Annotated in this window: 25 protein-coding genes and 1 pseudogene; 8 read left to right on the top strand and 18 right to left on the bottom strand. The window is 66.0% G+C overall.

From position 1 onward, the window contains the following. Window positions 1-42: 42 nt before the first annotated feature. Together QM841_RS31440 and QM841_RS31435 are read left to right on the top strand one after the other, a co-directional pair. Entirely contained in the window at window positions 43-705 is a 663-nt protein-coding gene (locus tag QM841_RS31440) for a TetR/AcrR family transcriptional regulator (protein WP_280780184.1), read from the top strand. Between the two features lie 226 nt (window positions 706-931). Then, complete coding sequence (locus tag QM841_RS31435; protein ID WP_283334987.1) at window positions 932-2,323, top strand: DUF2252 domain-containing protein; 1,392 nt, start codon at window positions 932-934, stop codon at window positions 2,321-2,323. Between the two features lie 305 nt (window positions 2,324-2,628). Here the strand turns inward: QM841_RS31435 and QM841_RS31430 are convergent, their stop codons facing one another. The 8 genes and pseudogenes from QM841_RS31430 to QM841_RS31395 form a co-directional block, all read right to left on the bottom strand. Continuing rightward, entirely contained in the window at window positions 2,629-2,742 is a 114-nt protein-coding gene (locus QM841_RS31430; RefSeq protein WP_280780186.1) for a carotenoid oxygenase family protein, read from the bottom strand. A 216-nt stretch (window positions 2,743-2,958) separates the two neighbouring features. Beyond that, window positions 2,959-3,450 (bottom strand): SRPBCC family protein, encoded by a 492-nt coding sequence (locus tag QM841_RS31425; RefSeq protein ID WP_280780187.1) that lies wholly within the window; start codon window positions 3,448-3,450, stop codon window positions 2,959-2,961. Between the two features lie 1,811 nt (window positions 3,451-5,261). After that, window positions 5,262-5,980, bottom strand: a pseudogene (locus QM841_RS31420) (cyclase family protein). 69 nt (window positions 5,981-6,049) lie between these two features. Further along, window positions 6,050-6,898: an HpcH/HpaI aldolase/citrate lyase family protein gene (locus tag QM841_RS31415; protein ID WP_283334986.1), complete on the bottom strand. Its 849-nt coding sequence runs from the start codon at window positions 6,896-6,898 to the stop codon at window positions 6,050-6,052. Window positions 6,899-6,926: 28 nt separating this feature from the next. After that, on the bottom strand, window positions 6,927-7,715 hold the full coding sequence (locus tag QM841_RS31410; protein ID WP_280780189.1) for an SDR family oxidoreductase: 789 nt from the start codon (window positions 7,713-7,715) through the stop codon (window positions 6,927-6,929). A gap of 86 nt (window positions 7,716-7,801) precedes the next feature. Continuing rightward, window positions 7,802-9,163, bottom strand: a complete 1,362-nt coding sequence (locus QM841_RS31405; protein WP_283334985.1) for an MFS transporter — start codon at window positions 9,161-9,163, stop codon at window positions 7,802-7,804. 38 nt (window positions 9,164-9,201) lie between these two features. Further along, window positions 9,202-10,206: an alcohol dehydrogenase catalytic domain-containing protein gene (locus tag QM841_RS31400; RefSeq protein WP_283334984.1), complete on the bottom strand. Its 1,005-nt coding sequence runs from the start codon at window positions 10,204-10,206 to the stop codon at window positions 9,202-9,204. Window positions 10,207-10,337: 131 nt separating this feature from the next. Then, entirely contained in the window at window positions 10,338-10,874 is a 537-nt protein-coding gene (locus QM841_RS31395; protein ID WP_280780192.1) for a 2,4'-dihydroxyacetophenone dioxygenase family protein, read from the bottom strand. Between the two features lie 250 nt (window positions 10,875-11,124). On the opposite strand from QM841_RS31395, the gene QM841_RS31390 reads away from it, so the two are divergent. After that, the gene (locus tag QM841_RS31390) at window positions 11,125-12,183 is read left to right on the top strand and encodes a LacI family DNA-binding transcriptional regulator (RefSeq protein ID WP_283334983.1); all 1,059 of its coding nucleotides are present in this window, start codon (window positions 11,125-11,127) and stop codon (window positions 12,181-12,183) included. A 183-nt stretch (window positions 12,184-12,366) separates the two neighbouring features. Here QM841_RS31390 and QM841_RS31385 read toward each other — a convergent pair whose 3' ends face one another. From QM841_RS31385 to QM841_RS31350, 8 genes are all read right to left on the bottom strand, one after another. After that, on the bottom strand, window positions 12,367-12,936 hold the full coding sequence (locus tag QM841_RS31385; RefSeq protein WP_283334982.1) for a gamma carbonic anhydrase family protein: 570 nt from the start codon (window positions 12,934-12,936) through the stop codon (window positions 12,367-12,369). Next, window positions 12,933-14,486: a pyruvate kinase gene (pyk, locus tag QM841_RS31380; protein ID WP_283334981.1), complete on the bottom strand. Its 1,554-nt coding sequence runs from the start codon at window positions 14,484-14,486 to the stop codon at window positions 12,933-12,935. Before pyk ends, QM841_RS31385 begins: the two co-directional genes overlap by 4 nt. A gap of 21 nt (window positions 14,487-14,507) precedes the next feature. Next, window positions 14,508-15,731, bottom strand: coding sequence for a glycerate kinase (locus QM841_RS31375; protein ID WP_283334980.1), 1,224 nt, complete (start codon window positions 15,729-15,731; stop codon window positions 14,508-14,510). 43 nt (window positions 15,732-15,774) lie between these two features. After that, entirely contained in the window at window positions 15,775-16,701 is a 927-nt protein-coding gene (locus tag QM841_RS31370) for a beta-keto acid cleavage family enzyme (RefSeq protein ID WP_283334979.1), read from the bottom strand. Between the two features lie 52 nt (window positions 16,702-16,753). After that, window positions 16,754-17,767 carry a ketopantoate reductase family protein gene (locus tag QM841_RS31365; protein WP_283334978.1) on the bottom strand — a complete coding sequence of 338 codons (1,014 nt, stop codon included), beginning with the start codon at window positions 17,765-17,767 and terminating at the stop codon, window positions 16,754-16,756. After that, a complete protein-coding gene (locus QM841_RS31360) occupies window positions 17,764-19,098 on the bottom strand; it encodes an MFS transporter (RefSeq protein WP_283334977.1) in 1,335 nt (444 codons plus the stop codon). Before QM841_RS31360 ends, QM841_RS31365 begins: the two co-directional genes overlap by 4 nt. A gap of 152 nt (window positions 19,099-19,250) precedes the next feature. Continuing rightward, window positions 19,251-19,706 carry a substrate-binding domain-containing protein gene (locus tag QM841_RS31355; protein ID WP_283334976.1) on the bottom strand — a complete coding sequence of 152 codons (456 nt, stop codon included), beginning with the start codon at window positions 19,704-19,706 and terminating at the stop codon, window positions 19,251-19,253. Next, the gene (locus tag QM841_RS31350; protein ID WP_283334975.1) at window positions 19,612-20,316 is read right to left on the bottom strand and encodes a LacI family DNA-binding transcriptional regulator; all 705 of its coding nucleotides are present in this window, start codon (window positions 20,314-20,316) and stop codon (window positions 19,612-19,614) included. Before QM841_RS31350 ends, QM841_RS31355 begins: the two co-directional genes overlap by 95 nt. A 333-nt stretch (window positions 20,317-20,649) precedes the next feature. On the opposite strand from QM841_RS31350, the gene QM841_RS31345 reads away from it, so the two are divergent. From QM841_RS31345 to QM841_RS31335, 3 genes are all read left to right on the top strand, one after another. Beyond that, on the top strand, window positions 20,650-21,540 hold the full coding sequence (locus QM841_RS31345) for an SMP-30/gluconolactonase/LRE family protein (RefSeq protein WP_283334974.1): 891 nt from the start codon (window positions 20,650-20,652) through the stop codon (window positions 21,538-21,540). Between the two features lie 30 nt (window positions 21,541-21,570). Then, complete coding sequence (locus tag QM841_RS31340; protein WP_283334973.1) at window positions 21,571-22,923, top strand: MFS transporter; 1,353 nt, start codon at window positions 21,571-21,573, stop codon at window positions 22,921-22,923. 209 nt (window positions 22,924-23,132) lie between these two features. Then, a complete protein-coding gene (locus QM841_RS31335) occupies window positions 23,133-23,288 on the top strand; it encodes a hypothetical protein (RefSeq protein WP_283334972.1) in 156 nt (51 codons plus the stop codon). An 85-nt stretch (window positions 23,289-23,373) separates the two neighbouring features. Here the strand turns inward: QM841_RS31335 and QM841_RS31330 are convergent, their stop codons facing one another. Beyond that, entirely contained in the window at window positions 23,374-24,414 is a 1,041-nt protein-coding gene (locus tag QM841_RS31330; RefSeq protein ID WP_283334971.1) for an NAD(P)-dependent alcohol dehydrogenase, read from the bottom strand. Window positions 24,415-24,520: 106 nt separating this feature from the next. Further along, window positions 24,521-24,982, bottom strand: a complete 462-nt coding sequence (locus QM841_RS31325) for a MerR family transcriptional regulator (RefSeq protein ID WP_283334970.1) — start codon at window positions 24,980-24,982, stop codon at window positions 24,521-24,523. Window positions 24,983-25,701: 719 nt separating this feature from the next. Here QM841_RS31325 and QM841_RS31320 point away from each other — a divergent pair. Continuing rightward, window positions 25,702-26,142: a VOC family protein gene (locus QM841_RS31320; protein WP_283334969.1), complete on the top strand. Its 441-nt coding sequence runs from the start codon at window positions 25,702-25,704 to the stop codon at window positions 26,140-26,142. A gap of 108 nt (window positions 26,143-26,250) precedes the next feature. Beyond that, window positions 26,251-26,589: a YciI family protein gene (locus tag QM841_RS31315; RefSeq protein ID WP_283334968.1), complete on the top strand. Its 339-nt coding sequence runs from the start codon at window positions 26,251-26,253 to the stop codon at window positions 26,587-26,589. Window positions 26,590-26,676 lie beyond the last annotated feature (87 nt).

Raw genomic sequence — 26,676 nt, 5'->3', positions numbered from 1 at the left:
TGTAGGGCAAGGTCGGACGGATCAGGAGAAGGGCACGCAGGCATGACCGAGCAGATCGCCGATGCACCGAACCGCCTGGAACGGCGCAAGGCGCGTACCCGCGCCGCACTCGTACGCGCAGCCCAGTCTTTCATGGCGGCAGGGAAACTGACCGCCCCGATTCTCGAGATCACCCAGGCCGCAGATGTCGGAATGGGGTCGTTCTACAACCACTTTCAGACCAAGGAGGAGCTCTTCCACGCGGCAGTGGAGGAGGCCCTCGACCGCCACGGCGCGGTGCTCGACGAACTGACCGCAGATCTGGACGACCCTGCCCAGATCTTTGCGCAGAGCTTTCGTCTGACCGGACGACTGCATCGCAGAAATCCCGAACTGAGCAAAGTTCTGCTCCGCGACGGGCCAAGTCTGGTCAACTCGGACAAAGGCCTCGCGCCGAGAGCCCGCCGCGACATCGAGGCAGCAGCCCGTGCGGGCCGGTTCAGCGTGCGCGATCCCGAACTGGCCCTGACGATCACAGCAGGGGCCGCACTCTGCCTGGGTCAACTGCTGCACGACCACCCCGAACGTGACGACGCGGAGGACACCGACCAAATCACCGAGGATCTGTTGCGCATGTTCGGCATCTCGGCCGACGAAGCCCACGAAATCTGCCGACGCCCCTTACCCGACACCGACGATCAACCCCAAGGCGCAACCGCCACATAGCGTGTCCGCGTCGTCACGATGCTCGCACCGGACCCGTCCCACAATGGGGTTGGGCCGATCCCGGCGAGGGGCCCGTCGATATGCTGCACGCATCCTTAATGCTCACAGCGAAGAGACGGTGATCGAGTTGTCTGATGCGCAACGTGGCCAACCCGGACAAGCTGCACGCCGTGGTGGTCGGCCCGATCCTCCACGTCGGCGCGCAGTAACCGCGGACGCGCACATCGTGTTGCCGACCATCGACGGGCAGTCGTTCGCGTCGTTGCGCCGCCGGGCCACGCCGAGGGCGGAGCGGTACGCGCTCGGGAAACGCCTGCGCAAGCAGACACCGCGGTCCGCGCTCGGGGAGTGGCGCGCACCGGACGATCGCCCCGATGTGGTGGATCAGATCGGTGTGTCGCACCAGGGTCGGGTGGAATCGCTCATACCGGTCAGGGTGGGGCGGATGGCGGCCTCGCCGTACGGTTTTCTGCGCGGCACCGCGATCGTGATGGCCCAGGACCTCGCCGGGCTGCCGGCGACCGGAATCCAGCCGGTGATCTGCGGGGACGCGCATCTGGGCAACTTCGGGTTCTACGCCTCGCCGGAGCGCGACCTGGTGCTGGATCTGAACGACTTCGACGAGGCGCATCCCGGCGGCTGGGAATGGGACCTGCGCCGCTTGACTGCGAGCATCTGGGTGGCGGGCCGGCAGAACTCGGCGACCGAGGGGCAGTGCGAGAGTGCAGTGCAGTCCTGCGTCGCCACCTATCGCGAGCATGTGCGCTGGCTCGCGGAACAACCATTGCTGGCGCGCTCGTTCGAGCGACTCGACCTCGACCGGCTGCAGACGACGGCGTCGGACGAGTCGCTGCGCCACGAGATCACCCGCGCCGCGGAGCGGGCTCGGCGCCGCGTCAGCGACCGGGCGCTGCCCCGATTCACCGAGCAGGACGAAACCGGCCGGCGCATCGTGGAGGAGCCGCCGCTGATCACCCGGGTGCCCGAGGCGGAGGCTGAGCAAATCGCCGCCGGGCTCGACGAATACCTCACCACGCTGCCCAGCCACTGGGCACGACTGCTCAGTGGCTACACCGTCGTCGACGTCGCGCACAAAGTGGTCGGCGTGGGCAGCGTCGGACTGCGTGCCTACGTCGTGCTGTGCGAAGGGAGCAGTGCCGACGACGTGGTGTTCCTGCAGCTCAAGCAGGCACGTCGATCTGTCGTGGCTCGCTTCGTACACGGCGAGTCCGCCTGGCACGACCACCAGGGCCGGCGCGTGGTCGAGTATCAGCAGGCCCTGCAGACCGTCAGCGATCCGTTGCTCGGCTGGACCACGGTGGAGGGTCGGCAGTACTACGTGCGGCAGTTCCGGAACATGAAGGGCGCGGTCCCGATCGACCACCTCAGCGCGGCAGCGCTGACCGACTACGCCGGCATCTGCGGGCGCCTGCTCGCGAAGGGCCACGCGCGGACCAGTGGTGCGTCGATGATCGGCGGCTACGTCGGGAAGTCGGACACGCTCGACGTCGCACTGAGCCGCTTCGCGCACGCCTACGCGGATCAGACCGAACGCGACCACGCGACTTTGGTCGACGCGGTGAAGCGGGGGAAGTTGCCGTGTGAGCCGCCGACGTGAATCGGTGCGTATTTGTCGTCCGGCTTCGCTGCGGCCACCCTCTGGTCGCCCGTCCGTTTCGGCTTGGTGCGGACTCGTAGGTGCTGCCGTCTTGTGGTGGTACGCCCTCCAAGCCGTTCACGATCTGCACGGCCGGCTACCAGCCGAACGAGTTCCATTCGATACGGATCGACATGGTCCCGGTTTACCGATCATGATTGGACTGGTCGTTGGTGGCCCTCTTTTCGGAGCCGCAATCGGGGCACACGTTTCCATGACGGGTTGGAATCTCGTACCGAGAGAACGCACGCGCGTTTGTGTCCAAATCATGAGGCTGTCACTCGACTGGTGAAGCTGCCGTGGAATCCGGGGAAGAAGTGCCGGTCCAACCTGGCGACGGCGATTGGTGCGCGGGAGGGGTCGCGGGCGTCGAGAACCACCAGGGCGGAGCGGTGCTCGGCAGCAGCCGGTCGGCCTGCACGAGCCCGCCCACGATAGTGAAGGCAGTTCGGTTCGCTGGCCGCTCGGCTTCGCTACCCAGGCTCCGACATCGATCCTTGCCGCTCCACCCGCCCCGAGCACGTTCCCGACAGTGGTCGGCCCGCTGTCACGTCCGGCTTCTCCCCACTGTTCGGGAGACGAGCGCTGATCGTAGATCAGTCCTTCGCTTCGCGGACGTCCTTTCCCTGCTCGGCGAACGCCTTGAAGTCCTGCATGTGCTGTTGCGACTGCTTGCGGAAGGCGCCGGGCATCAGGACCCCCACCAACCGCATCAGCAAGCCGCTGAACCGGTATTCGCTCTCGCTCACCCAGAGCGTCATCTCCGGACCGGCTTCGGTCAGCCGGTCGCGCACGGCGCTCCACATGCCCTCGCCGACGATCTCGCGGTCGAAGTGAACGACGCTCCCTTTCGGAATCCCGCGCAGGTCTGCCGGTTCCCGACGCGTGATGGTCTCGGTGCACTCGATCTTCTGCTTCCCCATCTGCATCACGACCCGCGATGTGGTACCGACCTGTCCGTGCACCCCACTCAGCGGCTCGTGCAGCACCAGACCCCGCAGCCACTTCGGCAGGTGTGCCGAGTCGGCGAGCAGCTGTGCCACTGTCTCCCGCGGCAGGGCGATCTCGATCGAGACGGTGTTCTTCATGGCGGAGCGCTCCTGGGTCCCGAGTAAAGAGGACTACGCTAGCAGCCTCGCTTGATATTATGAGGTCACGGCATGTTCAACGATCCCGGGGTCCGCGTGGTCACGGCGGGTGTCGCCCTGCCAGCGGAGGGCGAGGGCGCGCTGCGGCCGGCGTCGCACACGGCGACGTGCGGCTCGCCGAAGCGGTTGTCCACCACGAGGTGCGGGCCCTGGGGCGGCACAGTTGCTCACCGCCGTGTCGTACGTTGGTTCCTGGCATCGGAAGCGCGGGCGGCGGCTCGTGGCGTTCTACGCGGTCATGTACCACGCCGCACTCCGACCGGCCGAAGCCGCGGGCCTACGCGAGAGTGACTGTCACCTGCCGTAAACCGGGTGGGGACGCCTCACCCTGCGCGGGACGCGGCGCCCCGTCTCGGGGAAGCAGTGGACGGACTCCGGGGCACGACCCCACCGTAAGCGGGTGGGCGCATCGCGCAGATGACTCCAGCCACGCTGTTTCCGAAGACGTCTGCACAAGCGGCCGACTCCTCGGGGGTCCGTGCAGTGAACTATCGACACTGACAGCGGAGGCGAAGGTGCTCGTCGATCAGCGAAAGAGCCGGGATCTGCTCGCGGCCGGGTGTGTAGTGGTGCGGCTACGGGAAGACGATTTGCCGTCCCTAAGCGTTCGACCATCCCCACTGCCGGGAAATACGGGTGCACTCGATGGTGCCGCGTCCCCGCAAGGTCATGGAAGACATCCGCGACTGGATGCGGGGACTACCAACCGGCCGATAACACGTGGATGGATGGATATGGATGGAGGGGTGTTCACCTATGGCGAGCGGTGATGTGGGGCTTGGTAGCTCCATGAACTGACTCGCCGGTAATCACGCGTACGAGGGGCTACTGATCACACCTGATTCCGCTTGCTGCGGGCACGTTCGCGCACTCCAGGCGAACGGGTGGTTGCTGCAGATGGTTCTGGTGGGCGCAGTGCCGGGGGAGTGGAGTGAGTGGAGTGACTGCTGAAAAAACATTTCCAGCGTCTCGACCAAAAGGCCAGGTGAGCACACTTTTGCTCTGCAAAATCCCGTCCCAGTGCCTCGACCGTGGATTTCGTGCAGGTGAGGGCCGAAATGGCCGTGACGAACGGCGCCGGGGGCGCTCGATAACAGCACAGCCGGTGATCGCGAAGTTGATCTTGTGCGAACACTGATACTGATCGGAACGGCATTCGGGCTCGGCGCGGGCCTGGTGTGTACCAGTCTGTTTGCCCGGTGGTTGTCGCACCCGGTGCGCTTCACCACGGGGTACGTCGGGTCTAGCGCCTTGCACATGGAATCGGTTGATCCCATGCCGTTCCTGGTTGCCGGCCTGATTGTCAGTGCGTGCCTCGGCGCGTTCGCCGGTTACGCAGCCGCCCAACGCGGTTGGCGGCTGACCCGACACGGTGCCCGATGACGGAGTGCTCGGATGTTCCGGTCCCGGGTCCACGGGGTGAGAACACCGCCCGCGACCGCCGCCTACACCGGGCGTCGGCTCCTTTATGGGCGGTGAGCAGCAGGTGATCGAACTGGGTGCGCAGACTCGCGCCGGAGTCAGACGCGGAGCCGGGTATTTGGTCTGCGGGGAGCGCCAAACGCGAACGTCGAACGCCCGGTCGCTGGGGATGCCGTAGACCAGCATCAACAACACCCTCGGCCTGCTCGCTCGACGCGGCAGCGAGAGGATCCTCCACTGAATGATGTTGAAATCCCGCCGCACTCAGCTGACAAATTCGGCTGGAACCTACAGAGGTCGCCCGATGGTGGGTCCTGCCCACGCGCGAGTCAGTGATTCCTCCATCGGGTGGACGGCTTCCTGATGACGATCGGATTGACCGGGGCGCCGGTTCCTTCGACAACCTTCAATGGTGCTGCGGTGTAGAGGAACGAGTACTGGCCGTCGCCGTTGCAGTCCTGGGCCAGTTCGTGCAGGGCGATGATCTCGGCGAAGGTGATTCCGAGGTTGCGCATCAGTGCGTTGTGCAGCGTCAGCCAGACGCCGGAGACCGGGTCGTGGGTGACTTCGTTGGCGATCGTGTCGGTGACGAGATTCGGGATTTCCAGGTCGTTGAACCACGCGACCAGCTCGGGTGAGTACGTCAGACCCGGCTCGTTGAAGTTGTCGTAGAACTCCTCGCGCGGGGTGTTGTAGAAGTATTCGAGCCATCCGGTGTGGACCACCAGGATGTCACGCTTGCGGATCTCGACGCCTTGCTGGGCGACCGGCACCGCCGAGATACACCACGGTCCATGATGTTGACCCGCCGCGCCGGTCCGCGAGGGCCGAGGAAGGTGGGATCCCCCTTGGGGTTGCCGATCTGCACCTGCAACGTGAACGTCTTTCCCTGCCTGACTTCGGCGACGCCGACGAGCGCTTCGCGGGAGCCGAGGTAGTTCAGTGCGCACACCTCGTCGTCGGACCCCCATTTGCCCCAGTTCTTGGGCTGGTCCTCGAGCAACTCGGTGGTGGTCGGAACCCTCGTCGTGCGTCCTGTGTCGGACATGATGGTGACACCTTGGAAGCGGGGAGAGAATCGGTCGGCATTCGGCGACAACTGGTGCTCGCTCTGCGGCTAGGCCATTGGTGCGGGTGCGAAGACGGTGGCGAGGCGGCTGATCGTCCGAGCTCGGGCGAGTTTCGGCAGGTCACTGCCGTTTTCGATGCGCGCACCGTCGACGCCGAGTCGGTCGATGATCTGGCGGGCCCAGTCGATGTCGGTGTCGGTGGGGCTCAGTGCGCGGTTGATGACGGGGGCTTGTCCGGGGTGCATGCACAGCTTGCCTGACATGCCCATGGTGCGGGTCACGGTGAGGGCGTCGGTGAGCGGATCCTCTGCGGTGGTGAGGGTGGGGCCGTCGATGGGGCCGGGCAGACCCGCTGCCCGGCTTGCCACCACCAGCCGTCCCCGGGCATAGGACAGGGCCGGCGCGAGGTCGGCGGCCCCGGCGTCACGGCGGAAGTCATTGCTGCCGAAGGCGATCCGGAAAGTCGGCTGTGCGGAGGCGATGTCGTAGGCGCGTTCGATGCCCAGTGCCGATTCGACGAGTGCCATAACGGGGGTCTGGGCGGGCAATCGGGCGGCGGTCTCGGTGACGTGTTCTGCCGACTCGCATTTGGCGAGCATCACACCCAAGAGCCCGGGTGTTGCCTCGAGTGCGTCGAGGTCGCGGCTCCAGTCCTCGCTTTCGGCCGGGTTGATGCGGACCCAGCCGGTGCCGCCGCGAGAGAACCAGAGGTGGAGGGCTTCTCGTGCCGTGGGTCTCGCGGAGGGGACGACACCGTCTTCGAGGTCATAGATGACGGCGTCGGCCGCTCCGGCGTTGGTCTCGGTGAAGTGCCTGCTGTGGGCGGCCGAGACGAGCAGCCACGATCGGGCATCGGCGGCGGGGATGTCGGTATGGTTCTGCTGTGTCGATGCCATGGGGGTCCTCCGGTGGGTCGTCGTTGTTCTATCGGGACAGCCATCCACCGTCGACGGACAGGGCGGTGCCGGTGACGTACGAGGACGCGGCCGAGGCGAGGAAGACCGCCGCGCCGGCAAGATCCTCCGGCCGTCCCCAGACGCCGGCGGGAATGCGGCGCAGCATGTTCTCCGCCCGGGCGGGGTCCTCGCGGTGCGCGGCGGTGAACTCGGTTTCCATATAGCCGGGGGCGATTGCGTTGACTCGGATGCGGTGTGCGGCCCACTCGTTCGCGAGAGCTCGGGTCAGTCCGAGGATGCCGTGCTTGGAGGCGGCGTAGGACGGGACCTCCATCCCGCCTTGGAAGGAGTTGATCGAGGCGATGTTGATGATGCTGGCGGCGGCGTTGTCGTCGAGGGCGGCCCGTGCGAAGGCCTGGCTGAGCAGGAATGGGGTGGTGAGGTTGAGGTCGAGCACGGCCGACCAGTCCGTGGGCGTGGTTTCGGTCGCCGGCCCACGGCGGATGATGCCGGCGTTGTTGACCAGGATCGTCGGATGCGGGAACTCGGTCCCCGCCCAGGACATCAGCTCTGTCGCGGTTTCCGGCGTCAGGTGACCGAGGTCGGCGGTGCGGGTCGAGCACCGGACTCCCCGGGCACGCACCTCCTTGGCGACCTGGTCGAGGTCGCCGATGTCGACGGCGACGATGTCGGCTCCTGCTTCCGCGAGAGCGATGGCCAGTGCACGGCCCAGGCCGCGCGAGGCCCCGGTCACGAGGGCGGCGTTGCCGTCCAGGCGGAACAGGTCCAGGACCGGGGTGTGGACAGGTGCGTTCATGCGAGAGCTCTTTCTACTCGGATCGGGAGACGACTGGTGGCCGGGCCGGTGTGCGGGGTGAGCACCGCACACCGGCCCGGCGGCTATCAGGTGCGGGTGGCCTCGTCGAGGACCCGGTCGTGTTCGAGGGAGGTGCGGGCGGTTTCCTTGGCGGCGATCACGGCGATGATGGTGATCACGGCCAGGACGGCGAGGTAGATGCTGACGGCGATGGTGTTCTTTTCCTCGACGGTGCCGAGCAGTGCGACCGCGATGACGGGGGCGAGGCCGCCGGCGAAGACGGACGCGAGCTGGTAGCCGAGGGAGGCGCCGCTGTAGCGGACGCTGGTGCCGAACAGTTCGGAGAACATCGCCGCCTGCGGCGCGTACATCAGGGTGGTGAAGATCAGCCCGATGAAGATGGCCGCCGCGATGACGGTTTGGTTTCCGGTGTCGATGAGGGGGAAGAACACGAAGCCCCAGATGCCGGCACCGAGTGCGCCGGTGAAGTACAGCGGTCGCCGGCCGACCCGGTCGGACAGGGCGCCGATGATCGGGGTGAGGAAGAACTGCGCGACGGAGGCGATCAGCACACCCGCGATGGCGGCGCTCTTGGGCATATCCAGGTAGGTGACCATGTAGGTCATCACCACGACCGTGAAGATGTAGTACGACGTGTTCTCCACCAGCCGCAGGCCCATCGCGATGAGGACCTCGCGGGGGTATTTGCGCAGGACCTCGATGATCGGTGCGTGCTCGGCCTTGTGGTTCTCGAGGGCTTTCTTGTTGGCGGCGAAGACCGGGGATTCTTCGATGCTCAGCCGGATCCACAACCCGATGAGGACGAGAACGGCGCTGAGCAGGAAGGGAATTCGCCAGCCCCAGGAATCGAAGGCTTCGTCGCTCTGGAACATGGCCAGCACCCACAGCACCACCGCGGAGAGCAGGTTCCCGAGGGGTACGCCGGCCTGGGTCCACGACGTCCAGAAGCCGCGGCGGTCGTTGTCGCCGTGTTCGGCGGCCATCAGGACCGCTCCGCCCCATTCGCCGCCGACGGCGAAGCCCTGCAGTAGTCGGCAGCCGATCAACAGCAGTGGTGCGGCCATACCGATGCTCGCGAAGGTCGGCAGCAGGCCGATGGCGAAGGTCGCGGCGCCCATCATGAGCAGGCTGACGACCAGCATTTTCTTGCGTCCGAGTTTGTCACCGTAGTGGCCGAAGACGATTCCGCCGAGCGGGCGGGCGAAGAAGCCCACCGCGAACGTGGCGAAGGCGAGCAGGGTGGCGGTGGCCGGTTCGCTGTCGGGGAAGAACAGGGGCCCGAAGACGAGCGCGGCGGCCGAGCCGTAGAGGAAGAAGTCATACCATTCGACGGCCGTGCCGATCATGCTGGCGAAGGCGACCTTGACGATCGAGGTGCGCCCGGCCGCGTGGGTAGCGGGTTCGGCCGCAATGTCGGGTGTGGACATGGCGTGTCCTTTCGGGACAGGGGTGGGGTCCGGTGTGGTCATGGGACGAGCACGACCTTCATGTCGTGGCCGGCCGCGGCGCGTTCGAGCGCCGAAGCCGCATCAGTGAGGGAAATTTCGGTCACCAGTTGTGGCCACGGTGTCGGGTCGGCGGCCATCGCGTCGGCTGCGGCCCGGTAGTCGACCTTGGTCGATCCGTAACTGCCCTGCAGGCGAATCTCCTTGCGGGTGACGGCGTTGAAGTCGACCGGTCCGGTGCGGGCGAACAGGCCGACGACGGAGATGGGGCTGCCGGGCAGGACCGCGGCGATGGCGGCGTCGAGCGCGGCCGTCGAACCGGAGGCGTCGACCCAGGCGGTGGGGATGAACGGTAGCTCGTCCCGGCCGGCGATCACGGTGCGTAGACCGAGCGCGCGGGCGAGCGGCAATCGCGCGTTCTCATCGTTGCCTACCCCGGAGAGCACGACGTCGTGGCCGCGCTGGGCGAGGACGAGGGCGGCCATTGTTCCGATCGGTCCGGGCCCGGACACCACCACCCGGGTGGGGCCGTCGGCGGCGTTCTCGATGTGCGCGACGGCGCGGCAGGCGACCGACAGTGGTTCGGTCAGCGCCAGGGTCGACGCCGGCAGATGCCGGTCGACCTCGACGAGGCGGACCTCGGGGACGACGAACGATTCGGCGGCCGCGCCGTCGAAGGACAATCCGAGCACGGTGCGCCGGGGGCAGATCTGCCGGAAACCACGCTCGCACAGATCGCACACGCCGCAGCCGTCGATGGCAACGGGGACAACGCGTTTGCCGAGCCAGGTCGGGTCGGCGCCCTCGCCGAGGGCTTCGACGTATCCGACCGCCTCGTGTCCGAGCACGACCGGGGGGCGGATCCATTCGTAGCCGGTGTCGTGACGCCAGGCGTGCACGTCGCTGCCGCACAGCCCGCAGGCCTCGGTGCGAACCCGCACCTGTCCCGGGCCCGGTTCGGGCTTGGGCAGATCCTGCACCAGGACGTCGTGGGGAGTGGCACTTCTCTTGGTCAGAGCTCGCATGGGGAACCTGCTAACTTTCGCCCGCTGCCGGGCTGACGGATGAAAGAGGGTGAGATGCCGGCGGACACCGCCCCTGAGTGCCGAGGGCACTCGGTGTGGTTGCGCCATGTCAGGCGGTGTCCGCCGCAGTGTCAGCGGATGAAGCGGTCGACGTAGTCGGCGCCGAGACCGATTTTCTCGTAGTGCGCGCGGGCTTTCTCGATCTTGCTGAACACATCCTCGATGCCGACGGTGTTGCCGTCGACGTCGACGTAGATGTACGCACCGCTCACGTGGAACAGGGTCGCCATCTCGGTCACGTCTTCGGGGACCTCGAGGGTGTGGATGTCGCCGGGCGGCTCGAACGCGTAGGTGCCCTCTTCTGCCCACCAGTCGTACTCGAGGTAATGCCAGCGGCCCCGCAGGGTGAACGCGTGCACCGCCCCGGCGTGCCGGTGGCGGGACAGGATGCCCGAGCGGCGCACCCGCAGAATGTTCACGAAATAGCCCTGACTCGCCGACAACACCAGCGGGCGGAACTCGACATCCTGCGACTGCGGAACCCACAGCCGCTCGTCACAGTCCAGATCCAGTGCACCCGGAACGATCAGGTCGTCACTCATCCCGTACGGCTTCGGACCCGTGTAGGGCACAGCCTCTTCATTCTTCATCTCAACGGTGGAACTCACGATGCTCTCCTTTCGCTTAATCGCATAAGTAACGGTACATCGTTGTGTTCCAACGCACAAGCGGTGATGTTTCAGGGCTTCAGCGGGCCGTTAACTGGATAAATGAGCCAAGGCCGGGCAGTCGTCGGAGTTCTTAAGTAGTCATTGGCGGGTTTACGGGTAACTTAAACGAATCAGTGCTGCCGCTTGTGCAGGACTCTTCGCGGCGTCACCTCCTGGAAGCATTACTTAACCGCGTAAGCTGGCACGCGTGACTGATACATCCCGCGGCGCAGGCAGTACGTCCAACGGTGGCCGATCCCGGCGAGTGACGATGAGCGATGTCGCCCGCAAGGCGGGGGTGTCTGCTGCCGCGGTCTCCTATGCACTCAGCGGGGCGCCCGGGGTCAGCGACGAGAGCCGCCAGCGGATCCTTGCCATCGCCGAGGAGCTGGGGTTTCGACCCAGCAGGATCGCCCGGGAACTGCGCTCGGGCACCACGAAAGCAATCGGGTTACTCCTGGCGGACATCGCCAACCCGTTCTACACCGAGGTCGCCGGGGGAGTGGTCGCCGCCGCCGCCGAAGAAGGCTACGAGGTGTTCGTCTCCCACGTCGGCGTGGACGGTTCGCGGCAATCGGACGTCGCGTTCGCGCAGGTCGACCGGAACTGCAGCGGCCTGATCTTCACCTCGCTCGTCGCCGCCGACAAACCACTCCTCGACAAGCTCCGCCACGAGAACATCCCCGTCGTGCAGCTCTACCGGCAGATCGAAGACGAACCGTCCGACTGGGTCGGCATCGACGACTACTCCGCCTCGTTCGAAATGGCCTCCCACGTGGTTGCCACCGGGCGTCGCAAGGTCGCCATCCTCGGCGGCCCGGACACCTCGAGCGTGTCGGTCAACCGCATGAACGGATACCGTGACGCCTTGGCCAAAGCGGGTTTGCGCGCGGTCAACGAACCCGACGTGTGGGGGGAGTTGACCCGACCGGCCGGTGCATTGCGCGCCCGAGCACTCTTCGCCGAACACCCTGAGATAGAGGCCGTCGTCTGCGGTAACGACATGATCGCGCTCGGCGTTCTCGACGTCTCCCGCGAAATCGGCAAGCGCGTGCCGGAAGACCTGGCGCTGACCGGGTTCGACGACATGAGCTTTTCCAGCGCCGGCCCCCTCCAGTTGAGCACCGTGACCGTGCCGCGGGATCTGATGGGCCAACGCGCCGCACGCATGCTTCTTCAACGTCTCGCCGGCGACAAGGGACCCGCACGCAAAGAGCTACTGCCGTACGGGATTCAGGTGCGAGAGACCACCGCACGACGCGTATAGGGCGCGCTCGGCCGAGAAACATTCGAACGTCGGAAGACACGCATCGCACCGAACCGCTTAGGCCTGCGGACTGTCATCTCTCGAGGACGCGCACGGCGGAACCCGCCAGTCCTTTCACTGTGATGCGGTCGCCCCCACCCCGGCGATTCGTCGAGTGGACCCCCTCGTCGGCGGACTCATCGCTCAGATTCGAGGTGCACCGTGACGCCAGGCAGAGGTCGGTGATCCTGTGCCTGTGCCTGTGCCTGTCGCTGCCGCGTGACGTACACGAGCCTGCGCGTAGTGGTCCGCGTTGGTGCGTATGGCAGCCAGTTCCTGTGTTGTCAGAGCACGCCGGACCTTTCCGGGGATGCCGGCGACGAGCGTCCCGGGTGGAATCTGCATTCCCTCGGGGATCAGGGCGTTGGCGGCGATCAGGGTGCCCGCCCCGACGCGGGCGCCGTTCATCACCGTCGCACCCATTCCGACCAGGACGTCGTCGCCGATCGTGCAGCCGTGCAGGATCGCGTTGTGCCCCACCGACACCCCTGTGCCGATGACGAGCGGGAACCCGGGATTTGCGTGGAGGACGCAGCCGTCTTGGATGTTCGTCCGCTCACCGATGTCGATCCTCTCCGCATCGCCGCGGGCCACTGCGCCATACCAGATACCCACCCCCGACCGGATTCGCACAGTTCCTACGACGGTGGCGTTCGGCGCGATCCACACATCCTCTGCGATGTCCTGATCGCCTGGGGTCAGGGAAATCCTCACCGCTGCAGCTCCTCGGTGTCGAGTCGCCGATGATTCGTGCCGGGATAAGGCTGGGCGGATGTGAAGTCGTTCTCGCCGATGCGGTGGACGTGGATGAGGTTGGTGGATCCGACGGTGTGTGGGGGTGAGCCGGCGACGATGACGACGAGGTCACCGCGCCGGTAGCGGCCCAGTCGGAGGAGGGCGGTGTCGACCTGGCGGATCATCTCGTCGGTCGATTCGACCGGGTCGACGAGGAAGGTTTCGGTGCCCCAGGTGAGGGCGAGTTCGTTGCGCACCTGGGGTACCGGGGTGAATGCCAGCAGCGGCAGCGGGGTGTGGAGCCGGGCGAGTCGTCGCACGGTGTCCCCGGACTGGGTGAACGCGACCAGCGCGGTGGCGTTCAGGCGTTCGCCGATGTCGCGGGCGGCGAACGAGATCACCCCGCCGTGGGTGCGGGGAGTGTGGGTGAGGGCGGGGACGGTGGTGGATTGGTGTTCGACGGCGGAGAGGATCCGCGCCATCGTCGCGACCGTCTCGGTCGGGTAGGCGCCGACGGAGGTTTCCCCGGACAGCATCACCGCGTCGGCGCCGTCGAGGACCGCGTTGGCGACATCCGACGCCTCGGCCCGGGTGGGGCGGGAGTTGTCGATCATCGACTCGAGCATCTGCGTGGCCACGATCACCGGTCGGGCGTTCTCCCGGGCGATCTGCACGATCCGTTTCTGCACCAACGGCACCTGCTCGAGGGGGAGTTCCACCCCGAGGTCACCGCGCGCGACCATGACGGCGTCGAAGGCGCGCACGATCGCCTCGATGTCGTCGACGGCTTCGGGTTTCTCGATTTTCGCGATGACCGGGACCCGACGGCCGATCCGGTCCATCACGTCGTGGACGCGGTCGATGTCGGTGGGGGCGCGCACGAAGGACAGGGCGATCAGGTCGACTCCGAGCCGCAGGGCGAATTCGAGGTCGTCGATGTCCTTGTCGGACAGGGCGGGGACGGAGACGTTCATTCCGGGGAGGGAGACGCCCTTGTTGTTGCTGATCGGGCCGCCTTCGGTCACCCGGCACACGACGTCGTTGCGGTCGATGTCGGTGACGGTCAGTGCGATCTTGCCGTCGTCGACGAGGAGTCGGTCACCGGGCCGGGCGTCCTGGGCGAGGTGGGTGTAGGTGGTCGAGACCCGGTGGTGGGTGCCCGCGCAGTCCTCGACGGTGATCCGGACCTGTTCGCCGGTCGCCCACACCGCCCCGCCGTCGGCGAAGCGGCCGAGGCGGATCTTCGGTCCCTGTAGGTCCGCGAGGATTCCGACGGCTCGGCCGGTGTTGTCGGCTGCGGCGCGGACGCGCCGGTAGTTGGCTTCGTGGTCGGTGTGGTCGCCGTGACTGAAATTCAGTCGGGCGATGTCCATCCCGGTTTCGACGAGACTGCGGGTGCGCTCGTCCGTGGCGGTGGCGGGCCCGAGCGTGCAGACGATCTTCGCGCGCCGCAGTGATGACAGGGCGGTGGCGTCGAGGTAAGGGGTGGTGCGGCGTTCCGCAACTGCCGAGTCGAGAGTGGTATCCATTGGTCTCCTTGGAAGTCGCGGCTAGGGCGTGGGGGTAGGGGCGGGTGCGGCGTCGGCGCCGATCGTGTCGAGTCTGCGGGCCGGTCGAGAAGACCACCGGCCGTGGGCGATGCCCGCGCCGGCCTGCTCCAGAAGGCTTTCCGCATTGGCCATGCAGCGGCTTTCGTCGGGTTCGAGATCGGTGAGGGTGTACACAGCATCCAAGCCGGCGGCGCGGGCGTCGTCGGCGGTGACGACGCAACGGCCCGCCACGGCTACCGCTTGTACCCCGACCTGCCGGGCGGCCCGGGCGACGCCGACGGGGCCCTTGCCTCGCAGGCTCTGCCCATCGAGAGATCCCTCTCCCACGACGACGCACGCCGCCCCCCGCACCACCTCGGAGAACGAGGTCAGTTCCAGGAGGAGGTCGATACCCGAGGTCAGCCGCGCTCCGAGGATCGCGGCCATGGCGAACGCCAATCCGCCTGCCGCCCCCACACCGGGCCGGTCCCGAACATCCCGGCCGACAGCCTGCTCGACCACGTCGGCCCAGCGGCCTAGTGCGTGATCGAGTCGGGTCACGGTGTGCGGGTCGGCACCCTTTTGCGGCCCGTAGACCGCCGCCGCGCCGTGCCGCCCGGTGAGTGGATTGTCGACGTCGCAGGCGACGATCACCTCGATGTCCCGCAGCCGCGGATCGAGTGAATCGACGTCGAGGACGTCCGCGGCGGCCAGGTCCTGGCCGCACGGGTAGAGCGGGTCCCCGTCGGCATCGAGGATGCGCGCCCCGAGCGCACTCAGCGCGCCGGCGCCGCCGTCGGTGGACGCACTGCCGCCGACGCCGAGGACGATCCGCTGCGCCCCTCGGTCGAGTGCATCCACCATCAGCTGCCCGACACCGCGGGTGGACGCCGTCCGTGCGGTGGTGGGGGTCGGCCCATGGTGACCGAGGTGGGACAGGCCCGCCGCTGAGGCCATCTCGATCACCGCGGTATCACCCCGCAGCGCATAGGTTGCGGTGAGCGTCTGCTGCAGTGGCCCAGTGACCGGGCACGTGACGGCTGTGTAGCCCTGCCTGATCATCACCTCGACCGTGCCCTCGCCGCCGTCGGCGATCGGGAACTCGACCACCGTCAAGTTCGGTGCGGCGGAACGCAACCCGCGCGCGACGGCGGCTGCGGCGCACGCTGCCGTAGCGGAGCCCTTGAACTTGTCGGGCGCCACCACCACATGGCCGGTGGCCCTTAGTACGGACTGAGTACTCACCCGTTCCCCTTCGGTGCTCGAGAAGACCTGCGACATTGAGGAATCAGAACGCCACTGAGGACGAACCCTTGAGACCCAGATGCGCACGTGCCTCATCCGGTGTCGCGGGGGTGCGGTCGAACATCGCGGCCAGGTCCGCCACCTTCGTCACCAATTGCGCATTGGAGGTGGCCTGCTCGCGCTTGCTCACGCGGAGGTTGTCCTCGAGACCGACTCGAACGTTGCCGCCGAGCATCAAGGACAGTGCGGCAAGGTTGAACTCACCGCGGTAGCCCACTCCGGCGGCCGACCAGGTGAACGAATCCTTGCCGAGAACACGCTCGGCAGTGCGCAGCATGTGGATGAGCTGGTCGGGTTCGGCGGCATTCGCACCGAGGACGCCGAGCACGAACTGCAGGTTGAACGGCGCCTCGAGCACCCCGTCCTTGACCAACTGCTCGAGGTTGTAGATCTGGCCGACATCGTAGACCTCGATCTCCGGGCGGGTATCGGACTGGCGCATCTGCTCGGCCATGTAGGTCATGTCGGCAAAAGTGTTCCTGAAGATGTAATCGGTGGTGCCCTCCAGGTATTCGCGCTCCCAGTCGGCGAACGGCAAATCACGGGCGGCGACAGGGAACAAGCCGAAGTTGAAGCTGCCGGCGTTGAAGGTTGCCATCTCGGGGCGGAACTTCAGGACCGAGGCGCGCTCTTCGACGGTCATCCCGCGGCCACCGCCCGTGGTGGGCTGAAGGACGGCGTCGGTGTGCTTGCGCAGCTCGGACAGGGCGCGTTCGAACAAATCGAGGTCGGCGACGGGGCGTCCGGTCGTTTCTTCGCGCACGTGCACGTGCAGGACGGAGGCGCCGGCCTCGGCGGCCTTGACACCCTCCTCGACGATCTGGTCGACGGTGATCGGGATGGCCTTGCTCTGGGCGGGGACGGTCATGCCGCCGGTCAGCGCACAGGTGATGATGACTGTGTCGTTCATGATGTTTCGGCTCCTGGATAGGGATTGGGTAGGGCGGGTGGTGGCGGTGTTGTCAGGCGGGAACGGTGGCCAGCGCCGTCAGGGTGTCGCGGCCCGGCGTGCGGAGGCCGCGTTCGCAGTCGTGCACGAGCTCGACGATGCGGGTGTTCAGCGGGCTGGGAATACCGGCGGATGCGCCGGTCGCGGCGACGCCGCCGTTGATGACGTCGACCTCGGTAACCGCGCCGCGTTCGAGGTCTTGGAGCATCGATGCCTTGGTCGCCCCGAGTCGGTTCATCAGGATGGCCAGTGCGGCGTCGGCGCGACTGAGGTCGTCGCCGGACCGGACCACGAGCTGCTCGGGCCGGACGCCCACGATCTCGTCGAGATCGACACCGATTGCGGTCGCGACGTCGTATGCCTCGGTCCACAGCCGGTAGGCGACTTCCCGCCCGAGCGGATCGGAAACGATGTCGCGGTAGAGCAGTCCGGTAACCGCACCGAGTCCGGAGAAGGTGCTGTTGAGCAGCAGCTTCGACCAGATCTGCCCGACGATGCGGTGGGAGATGTGCACCTCGGCCGCCGCACCGAGGATACGAGCCAGGCGCTCGATGCGTTCGGTACTGCGGCCGTCGACCTCCCCCACGACGAACGGTGCGACGGTGGTCTGGGCGAGATGACCGGCGCCGAGGTTGGTCGCGCCCCACTCGGTAATACCGATGACCAACCGATCCGCGCCGACCATGGCCTGAACATTGTTCTGTACCAGCCCGTTTCCGAGAGAGACGTAGGTGTCGACCAGGCCGCCACGGACGAGTGGGGTCAGTGCCACATCCAGATAGGGCGCCTTGAGGGTGACGAGCGCGTAGTCGAAGCGTCCCTCGAGGTCGTCGGCGGTATCGACGGCAGCGATCGTGATGTGCGAGGTGACGCCGAGTTCGTCGAACCGGAGACCGGGGGAGTTCATCAGCCGGACGTGTTCGGTGTTGGCGTCGAGTACGACGACGTCGTGGCCGGCGCGGGCGAGATGGGCGGCGGTGACTCCGCCGATGGCCCCCGCGCCGACGATGAGAATGCGCTCATTCATGCTTTGACCTGGATTTCTTTCTTGTTGCCGTTCATCTGGGGGTCCTGGATTTTGAGGGTGAGGCTGACCGCGGCGCCGACGGCGACGAGGGCGATGACGAACCACAGCCCTGCCGACGGGTTGTCGGTGGCCGTTTCGATGAGTCCCATCGCGAAGGGGCCCACGAAGCCGCCGAGGATGCCGAGGGTGTTGACCAAAGCCAATCCGCCCGCCAAGGCGGCGCCGGCGAGGCGGGACGCGGGCACGGCGAAGAGAATCGACTGGACGACGAAGAAGGTGGCGGCCGCGATACAGAATCCGACCAGGGCCAGTGCCGGGCTCGAGACGGCACCGATCGTGAATCCGACGACCATGGACGTCATTCCGCCGAAGAGGATCTTGCGGGAGCGTCGACCGTCGGTGGCGTACCGGGGCAGGACGAGGGTGCCGATCGCCGCCGCCACCCACGGGAGGGCGGTGAGCAACCCGATGGTCAGGTCCGACATCTCCCCCCACTCGCCGATGATGCTGGGTAGGAAGTAGGTGAGGCTGTAGACCGCGATCTGATGCGTGAAGTACACCGCGATGACCAGCAGAATCTGCTTGTCCTTGAAGACGCCGGCGAACGAGTGCGTGCCCGAGGCGGCGGCGCCCTCCTGTTGTTCCTTGGCCAGACGGGTGGTAAGGTCGCGGGCCTGCTTCGGGTCGAGCCACTTCGCGTCGAGAGGACCGTTGGGCAGGTATTTGAACACCACGACGGCAAGGATCACTGCCGGAATTCCCTCGAGGACGAACATCCACTGCCAGCCGTGCCAGCCGAACAGCCCATCCAATCCGAGCAGTGCGCCACCGATGGGCGCTCCCAGGATGTTTGCCAGGCAGACCGCGACCAGGAACGACCCGTTCGCGCGGGCACGTTGTTCCCGGCCGAACCAATAGGTGAGGTAGAGCATCACGCCGGGGAACAGCCCCGCCTCCGCCGCACCGAGAAGCACTCGCAGGATGTAGAAGGAGGTGGGACCTTCGACGAATGCCATCGCCGCCGAGAGCAGACCCCACGTGACCATGATGCGGGTGATCCACAGCCGGGCGCCGACTCGGTACATGATGAGGTTGCTCGGCACCTCGCACAGCGAATACGCGAGGAAAAACAATCCCGCACCCAAACCGTATGCGGCGGCAGAAATTCCCAGATCGGCTTCGAGATGATGTTTGGCCAGGCCGATGTTGGTGCGGTCGATGAACGCGATGATGTACGCGGCGATCAGCAGCGGCATCAGTTTGCGGAAGATGAGCCTGTTCAGTTCTTCACCGGGAGGCGCGGAGGCCGCCGGAGTGTGGTTTTCAGACATGGCAAAGCCCTTCTCAGGGTGTCGAGAGGTGGTCCCCGTGAGCGGAGCGCTCCGGAGAACTCGGTCGGGAGGACCCCCGGATGGTGTGAGAAACGACAGTCCGGGTGGGGAATGAAGTTGGTTCTGGCACGCTCGGGAGGCGGGCCCGGCCACTAGGGGGTGGCCGTGGGATCCTTTCGTGGGCAACCGCAGGTGATACCGATGCGGAGTTGGTGGGCGCGAAGAACGGACTGGTACGAGCCCCCGGCACCGTCGATCCGGCGGGTGAGAAGCTCGAGAGCCTGCTCGGCCATCTCTCGCCGCGGCTGGTTGACGGTGGTCAATTCGACCAACGGGGAGGCTCCGGGGAAGAGGCCGTCGAAACCGGTGACGGCGACATCGCCGGGGACGGTGATCGAGTGCGCACGCAGGGCGCTGATCGCGCCGAGCGCAATAGCGTCGCTGCCACAGACGATCACCCTCGGCAGGGCCTTGTGCGCGAGGAGTTTTTCGACCGCCGCATACCCGCCCTGCTCACTGAGGTAGGTGCTGATGCGATGCGAGGCGATACTGCGAATACCATGAGCTTCGGCGGTACGGGTAAACCCCTCCTCCGACGGCAGACGCACTCGAGGTGCGCGGCCCCACAATCGTGACGATGTCCCGATATCCATGCCCGACAACGTGTTCCATCATCTCCGCCGCCGCAGCTCGGTCATCGATTCCGACGAAGTCGGCCTCGACCCGTTCGATGCGCCGGGACAACTGGATCAGCGGGATACGGGCGCTGCGCAGCGACCGGACGACGTCACCGTCGTCGGGGTGCAGGACGGTGACCACGACACCGTCGACGTGCCGGGCGATCATCGCGTCCACGACGGACCGCAGCGTGTCGGGATCTTCCTGCGTGTGGGCAAGGAACACCTCGTACCCGCGGGCGCGGGCGGCGTCGATGGTCCCCGCCGCGATCTCGGTATAGAACGGGTTGGCGATATCGGTCAGCACGAGCCCGATCACCCGGGACTGATGCGAGCGGAGACGGTTCGCGCGGGCACTCGAGGTGTGTCCGAGCTCCTCCGCGACCTCGAGAACCCGTTCTCGAGTCTCCTCCGACACCCCCGATCGCCCGTTCATCACGTAGGAGACGGTGGCCGGCGAGACGCCGACCGCACGCGCGACATCGGCCGCGGACACCCGAGGGGGCCGCTGCCTGCCGCTGCCTACATTGGCTGTTCTCACTGGTTCACCTCCTCCTCACTGATCGGATACATCGACGTTAAGTGTGACCCGAATCATTAAGCAACGTTAAGTTGAAAGACTCCCTTGGCGCCCGTTGGAGGGGCCGTGACCGCGCATGCAGAGCGTGCCGAAGTGACGGCAAGGGTCAGACGGTTCGCGAATGATGCACGTCACAACTTAACGTTGCTGAACTTGACCGGTGCTTCTAGCGTTCTTCCCCGCGCCGCTCGTGGCGCACCGTCCGCGCCCTGCCTTTTTACCGCCCATGAAATGGAGCAGCCCATGCCCGACATCGCTACGGTCAGGACTCCGTCAGAGCCGAGGAGTACGACCATGCGCAGTAGTTTCAGCATCGACGTCGTCGCAGATCTGAAGACCACGCTTGGCGAGGGACCGCTGTGGGATGTCGAGCAGCAACTTCTCTATTGGATCGACAGCGCGGAGGGCAGAATCTTCCGCTCGACGGCACAGGGATCACACATCCGGGCATGGGAGGTCGGCCAGAAGATCGGGTCCATGGCAGTGTGCCAGGATGGCGCGAACGCGCTTGTCGCTCTGCAAAACGGGCTCTGGAACCTCGACCTGCAGACGGGCCACCTCGCCGCCCTGGTCGATCCCGAACCGGGCCTGCCGAACAACCGCCTCAACGACGGCAAGGTGGACCGGGCCGGCCGCTTCGTCTTCGGCTCGATGGACACCCTCGAAGATTCGCCCAGCGGCAGGCTCTACAGCTACAGCCCCGACGGATCCCTCGCTGTCCTGGACGAGGGCATCACCGTCTCCAACGGACCGTGCTGGAGCCCGGACGGCAGGACGCTCTACTTCTCCGACACCTGGACCGGCGAAATCTGGGCCTATGACTACGACCTCGCCACCGGTGAAGTCGCCAACCGCCGCACCTTCGCCCACGTCGACACCAGTTTCGGCGGCGCGACGGACGGGGCGACCGTCGACGCGGACGGCTACCTCTGGCAAGCCCTGGTCTACGGCGGCAGGATCATCCGATACGCGCCGGATGGAACGGTCGACCGCACCATCGACTTCCCCGTACTCAAGCCGACCAGTGTCATGTTCGGTGGACCGAACCTCGACACCCTGTTCGTCACTTCGATGGCGAAACCGCCGCTGCCCAGATTCCCCGACGACGGACAACTGCGCGGATCCCTGTTCGCCATCCACGGCCTCGGCGTACGTGGCGTCCGGGAACACCGCTTCGGCGCATAGCGCCGAGCACGCACAGACCAAGGACACCTCATGGCACGCCCCTCACGACGCGGATCGCTGCGCAACACCCACAAATACTCCTGGATCTCACTAGCCGTGTGCTGGCTGATCTGGATCCTCAATGCGTACGACCGCGAGATCATTCTCCGCCTGGGACCCACGATCTCCGAGCAGTTCGACCTCAGCCCGGAAGCATGGGGCGTGATCGCCTCGCTGATCATGCTCTCTCTCGCCGTCTTGGCGATTCCCGGATCGACGCTGAGTGACAAGTACGGCGGCGGCTGGAGACGTGCCCGGTTCCAAGTACCTCTCGTCATTGGATACACGGCCCTGTCGTTCGTCTCCGGGTTCAAGGCGGCGAGCTCGCACCTCATCGCCTTCATCACCCTGCGGGTCGGCGTCAATCTCGGTGCAGGCTGGGGTGAGCCGGTGGGTATCAGCAACACCGCCGAATGGTGGCCGAAAGAACGCCGAGGCTTTGCTCTCGGCGTGCACCACACCGGATACCCGATCGGGTCGCTTCTCAGCGGCCTCTCCGCCGCCGCGGTGCTGGCCATGTTCGGTCCCGCGAATTGGTCTTACACGCTGTTTCTGGGCCTGATGATCGCAGTACCAGTGATGATTTTCTGGGGTCGGTACTCCACCGCAGACAAGATCGACACCCTCTACGAGCACATTTCCGCGCAGGGATTGACCCCGCCGGACCGCGACCAGGTTCAGGTACGCGCAAACGGCGAACGGGGACCTATCGCAGCGTGCTTCCGGAACCGGAACATCAACTTGACGGCACTCACCACAATGCTGACCCAGATCGTCTACATGGGCGTCAACGTTGTCCTCCCGGCGTATCTGTACAACGTCGTCGGACTGTCACTAGCCGAATCAGCCGGACTCAGTGTCGTATTCGCCCTCACCGGCATTCTTGGGCAGGTGCTGTGGCCGACCCTGTCCGATGTCATCGGCCGGCGTACCACCATCGTGGTGTGCGGTATGTGGATGGCTGTCAGCGTGGCCTGCTTCTACCTCGCCACATCCTCGCTCTTGGTTGTCCTCATCCAGTTGGCGTTTGGTCTGGTCGCTAACGCTGTGTGGCCGATCTACTACGCAGCCGCCTCTGATGCCGCACCAGAAGGCGCCGTGTCCACCGCAAACGGCATCATCACCACGGCAATGTTCGTCGGCGGAGGTATTGCACCGCTCTTCATGGGCAAACTGATCTCTCTCAGCGGTGGATGGGGTGAGCGTGGGGGGTACATCGTCTGCTTCTTCGTCATGTCTGGCTGCGCCCTGTTCGGGGTGCTGCTCCAGCTCTTCACCGAAAGGCCGAAACATGATTCGGCGCAGCATGATGAGAGTGCATCACAAGAATCGGTGGCCCAGTGACCGGGATTCGCTTGTGCGCTGGCGACTTTCGAGATTCCTGCGCCAGCGGATTGAGTGGGCCAGGGGAGATGGTGCGGCGCAGTTGCTCGGCACAGGGCCGGAAAGTTGACAAGAGATCCGTTCTCGGCGCCGCGGGTGTTACCAGCTCTCCTCAACGCCGCCGTGGGGCAAGAATCCTGGTCGCAAACCGCTCGCCCCAGGATGAGGACGTGAGCGACGAACTGCAGCAATTCTCGTGCGTGACTCCCACGCCCGCCTACGTACGGGACCGCCTCCAGGCGTGGGAGGGCACAGACTTCCGGCTCCTGACCACCGCCGTCGACCAGGTTCTCGATGAGGTCAACAGTCTCGAACAATCGCCGTGAGATCCGAACTGATTCCCGCCCTGCACTTTTGTGGTGTTGGTGAACGCCCGCCGGAACTTGTCTGCGGCGGGCGTTCACGGTGGGGTCAGTTCAGGGTGGCGGTGTCGATGACGAACCGGTATCGGACGTCCGAGGCGAGGACCCGCTCGTATGCCTCGTTGACTCGGTCGGCGGGGATCACCTCGACTTCGGATCCGATGCCGTGGGTGGCGCAGAAGTCGAGCATCTCCTGGGTGAGCGTGATGCCGCCGATCATCGATCCGGCGAAGTTGCGGCGGCCGCCGATCAGTGACATCACGTTCAGGCTGAGCGGTTCGGCTGGGGCGCCGACGTTGACCAGGGTGCCGTCGACGGCGAGCAGGCCGAGGTAGGCGTTGGGGTCGATGCTGGCGCTGACCGTGTTGATGATGAGGTCGAATCGGCCGGCGAGCTGCTCGAAGGTGTTGGGGTCGGAGGTGGCGTAGTAGGCGTCGGCGCCGAGGCGGAGTCCGTCCTCCTGCTTCTTCAGAGTTTGGGAGAGCACGGTGACCTCGGCGCCGAGGGCGTGGGCGATCTTGACGGCCATGTGCCCGAGCCCGCCGAGGCCGACGATGGCGACCTTCTTGCCGGGACCGGCACCCCAGCGGCGCAGCGGGGCGTACGTAGTGATGCCGGCGCACAGCAGGGGTGCTGCTGCGGCCGGGTCCAGGCTCTCCGGTACAGAAAGGACGTAGTCGGCGTCGACGACGACATGAGTGGAGTAGCCGCCCTGGGTGGTGGTGCCGTCGCGGTCGACGCCGGCGTAGGTGGGGACCATGCCGTTGGTGCAGTACTGCTCGTCGCCGCCCTGGCAGTTGGTGCAGTGACCGCAGGAGTTGACCAGGCAGCCGACGCCGACGCGGTCCCCGACATTGTGGCGGGTGACGTCGGCGCCGACCTCGGTGACGATGCCGACGATCTCGTGGCCCGGCACGACCGGGAAGGGTTGCGGGCCCCAGTCGCCGTTGACGGTGTGGATGTCGGAGTGGCAGATGCCGGCGTACTGGATCTCGATGAGGACGTCGTCAGGGCCGACGTCGCGGCGCTCGATGGTGGTGGGGACCAGCGGCTGGCCCGCGGCGGGGGCGGCGTACGCGTTGACACGCATGGCAGATCTTCCTTCTTCTCTGGGGGTCACAGTGGTGGTGAGCAGGGCAGGGCTGAGTAACCGGTGGCGCAGCAGTCGAGGGGCGCACCGGGCGAATTGGGTGGGGTTATCGCTTCTTGGTGTTGTGGAGTTCGTCGGCCAGTGCGCTCGCCTCGGCACCGAGGAGCGCGGCATGGTGCTCGTCGCCCGCGTCGATCGCGTGCCAGTAGTCGATTTTGAGGTCGACGTAGCGTTGACGAAGGGCGATCTGTTGGGCCTCGAGTGCAAGTTGCTGCCGGCGTTCCGTCAGCAACGCGATCTGTGCGGGGGCGGCCGCGGCCCCGAGTTGCCCGTTGGCGACGTACTCCTTCATGTCATTCACCGACATCCCGGTCGCTGCCAGGCACGCGATGGCCAACAGCTGGCCCAGGTCGTTCTCGTCGTAGACCCGGTGTTTACTGCTTTCCCCGCGGCTGATCGGCGCGATCACCCCGACCGACTCGTAGTAGCGCAGTGTGCTGGCCGGAAGTCCGGTCAGGGCGGCCGCGTCCTTGATCGTGTAGTCGCGTGGGGTGGTTTGTGTACTCACACCATCGACGCTAGGAACTTCAAGTACTTGAAGTCAAAGGTCGGATGAGTCACACCCGTCTTCCCCGACCTCGATAGATCAGCGCGCTCGTTGCCAGGCACACGATCAGTTCGCTGGCGACCGGCCACCTTGCACGACGCCTACACCGGCACATACGGCATCGAACCGCTCCGACTGTGAAGGTGCAGCCAAGACTGCTGAGGGGTGGACAGCGCGGGAGCTGAGCTGAACCAGACCCGGGTCTGACCGGTTCTCTTCTGAGTCCGACCTCGTCATTGTCGAATTCTCGCGCACTACGAGCCACTTGTTCACAAGATGCCCACCGGTGACCCCGCTTTGCCGGTGACGGATCAACTACCGCGACTCACCCTTCTGCTCCGGCGGCACGGCCAGCGACACGCACGGTACTGGCGGGATCGGGCGTGTGGACCGATCGATTACGCGTCAGGACGGCATTTTGAGGATGGGCTTCGACCCTCAGATGCCAGTAGGGGACACGCACTCAACGAAAGGCCGCGAGAGGTTCACGGGGACCGTCACGCACCAGGGGCGTTCCCGCGTCTTCCAGCCGCGACAGCAACCTGTCGTCCCGAACGATCTTTCGAAACCCTGGGCTGACCGCAGCTTTGCGGCAAGAACATGTCGAGATCCCGGCACCGGCTCCGTCCCAGCATCGAATCGGCAAGACAACACAAGACAACAACCGGAGGATGGATCCCATGGCACACGTACAACGTTTCGACCACATCGGCATCACCGTCGCGGACCTCGACTCGGCAACGGCGTTCTTCGTCGGACTGGGCCTCGAGTTAGAGGGCACCGGATCCGTCGAGGGCGAGTTCGTGGAGACCGTCTGCGGTATCCCCGGCGCGCACTGTGAGATCGCGATGCTGCGGCCGCCCGACGGAGGGTCCCGGCTGGAGCTCGCGGCCTTCGTCACGCCCGACCACGAACCCGGATCGCCCACGGCGATGGCCAACGAGCTCGGGCTGCGCAACGTGTCCTTCGAGGTCGGCGACCTCCAGGCGGCCGTTGACGCGGTGGCTGCGGACGGGTACGGGCTCATCGGCGGCATCGGCGAGTACGAGAACAGCGTGCGGATGGCCTACGTGCGTGGGCCCGAAGGGATCATCGTGTCCCTTTTCGAGCAGATCGGCTGACGCGCGTGAGCGTGCCACGTGTGGCTGTTCGAGCACCGTACGGGCGAAATCAGGAGCGGGTCGTGGGTTTGATCGAGGTCGAACGCCAAGAGGTGGGAGGTGAACGAGATGAGCTCGGACGTGACTGACGACCAGATTCAAGCCCTGGCCGCGACCGCCAAGCCCTTTAGTCTGGTTCAGCTTCGTTGGAGCTCGGACCGATATCAGGACGGAGCCGGGGCGATTGAACTTGAACACCAACGTCGCATGGTGTCGTTACGCGCCGAAGGTGTGATCGCGATCCTCTGTCCCGTCATCTCTGACACCTTTGCCGGCGTGGCGATCATGACTGAGCCCCTTGAACGGGCGCGGCAGATCATGGCCGCCGACCCGTGTGTGCAGGCCGGAATCATGACCTGCGAGGTCCTCCCGTGCCTCGGCTTCCCGGGCGACACGCTGCCTGAGTAGCCGCACTCTCCGTCACGCAGGCAGCGGGACGGTCCTAGTGTCCTGAGTCATAAATAAGCCATCGGTTGTTAAGATTGGTCATGGCAA

This window comes from Rhodococcus sp. IEGM 1307 (assembly GCF_030056915.1).
Classification (GTDB): Bacteria; Actinomycetota; Actinomycetes; order Mycobacteriales; family Mycobacteriaceae; genus Rhodococcus_F; species Rhodococcus_F opacus_D.
Note: the sequence above shows the minus strand (reverse complement) of the source record. Positions and strands in the feature narration are given on the sequence as shown.

What these genes read in the sequence shown, in the direction of transcription:
- QM841_RS31440 (WP_280780184.1), top strand. Translation starts at nt 43, where the DNA reads ATGACCGAGCAGATCGCCGATGCACCGAACCGCCTGGAACGGCGCAAG.
- QM841_RS31425 (WP_280780187.1), bottom strand. Translation starts at nt 3,450, where the DNA reads ATGAAGAACACCGTCTCGATCGAGATCGCCCTGCCGCGGGAGACAGTG.
- QM841_RS31415 (WP_283334986.1), bottom strand. Translation starts at nt 6,898, where the DNA reads ATGGCATCGACACAGCAGAACCATACCGACATCCCCGCCGCCGATGCC.
- QM841_RS31410 (WP_280780189.1), bottom strand. Translation starts at nt 7,715, where the DNA reads ATGAACGCACCTGTCCACACCCCGGTCCTGGACCTGTTCCGCCTGGAC.
- QM841_RS31405 (WP_283334985.1), bottom strand. Translation starts at nt 9,163, where the DNA reads ATGTCCACACCCGACATTGCGGCCGAACCCGCTACCCACGCGGCCGGG.
- QM841_RS31400 (WP_283334984.1), bottom strand. Translation starts at nt 10,206, where the DNA reads ATGCGAGCTCTGACCAAGAGAAGTGCCACTCCCCACGACGTCCTGGTG.
- pyk (WP_283334981.1), bottom strand. Translation starts at nt 14,486, where the DNA reads ATGGATACCACTCTCGACTCGGCAGTTGCGGAACGCCGCACCACCCCT.
- QM841_RS31370 (WP_283334979.1), bottom strand. Translation starts at nt 16,701, where the DNA reads ATGAACGACACAGTCATCATCACCTGTGCGCTGACCGGCGGCATGACC.
- QM841_RS31365 (WP_283334978.1), bottom strand. Translation starts at nt 17,767, where the DNA reads ATGAATGAGCGCATTCTCATCGTCGGCGCGGGGGCCATCGGCGGAGTC.
- QM841_RS31360 (WP_283334977.1), bottom strand. Translation starts at nt 19,098, where the DNA reads ATGTCTGAAAACCACACTCCGGCGGCCTCCGCGCCTCCCGGTGAAGAA.
- QM841_RS31345 (WP_283334974.1), top strand. Translation starts at nt 20,650, where the DNA reads ATGCGCAGTAGTTTCAGCATCGACGTCGTCGCAGATCTGAAGACCACG.
- QM841_RS31340 (WP_283334973.1), top strand. Translation starts at nt 21,571, where the DNA reads ATGGCACGCCCCTCACGACGCGGATCGCTGCGCAACACCCACAAATAC.
- QM841_RS31330 (WP_283334971.1), bottom strand. Translation starts at nt 24,414, where the DNA reads ATGCGTGTCAACGCGTACGCCGCCCCCGCCGCGGGCCAGCCGCTGGTC.
- QM841_RS31320 (WP_283334969.1), top strand. Translation starts at nt 25,702, where the DNA reads ATGGCACACGTACAACGTTTCGACCACATCGGCATCACCGTCGCGGAC.
- QM841_RS31315 (WP_283334968.1), top strand. Translation starts at nt 26,251, where the DNA reads ATGAGCTCGGACGTGACTGACGACCAGATTCAAGCCCTGGCCGCGACC.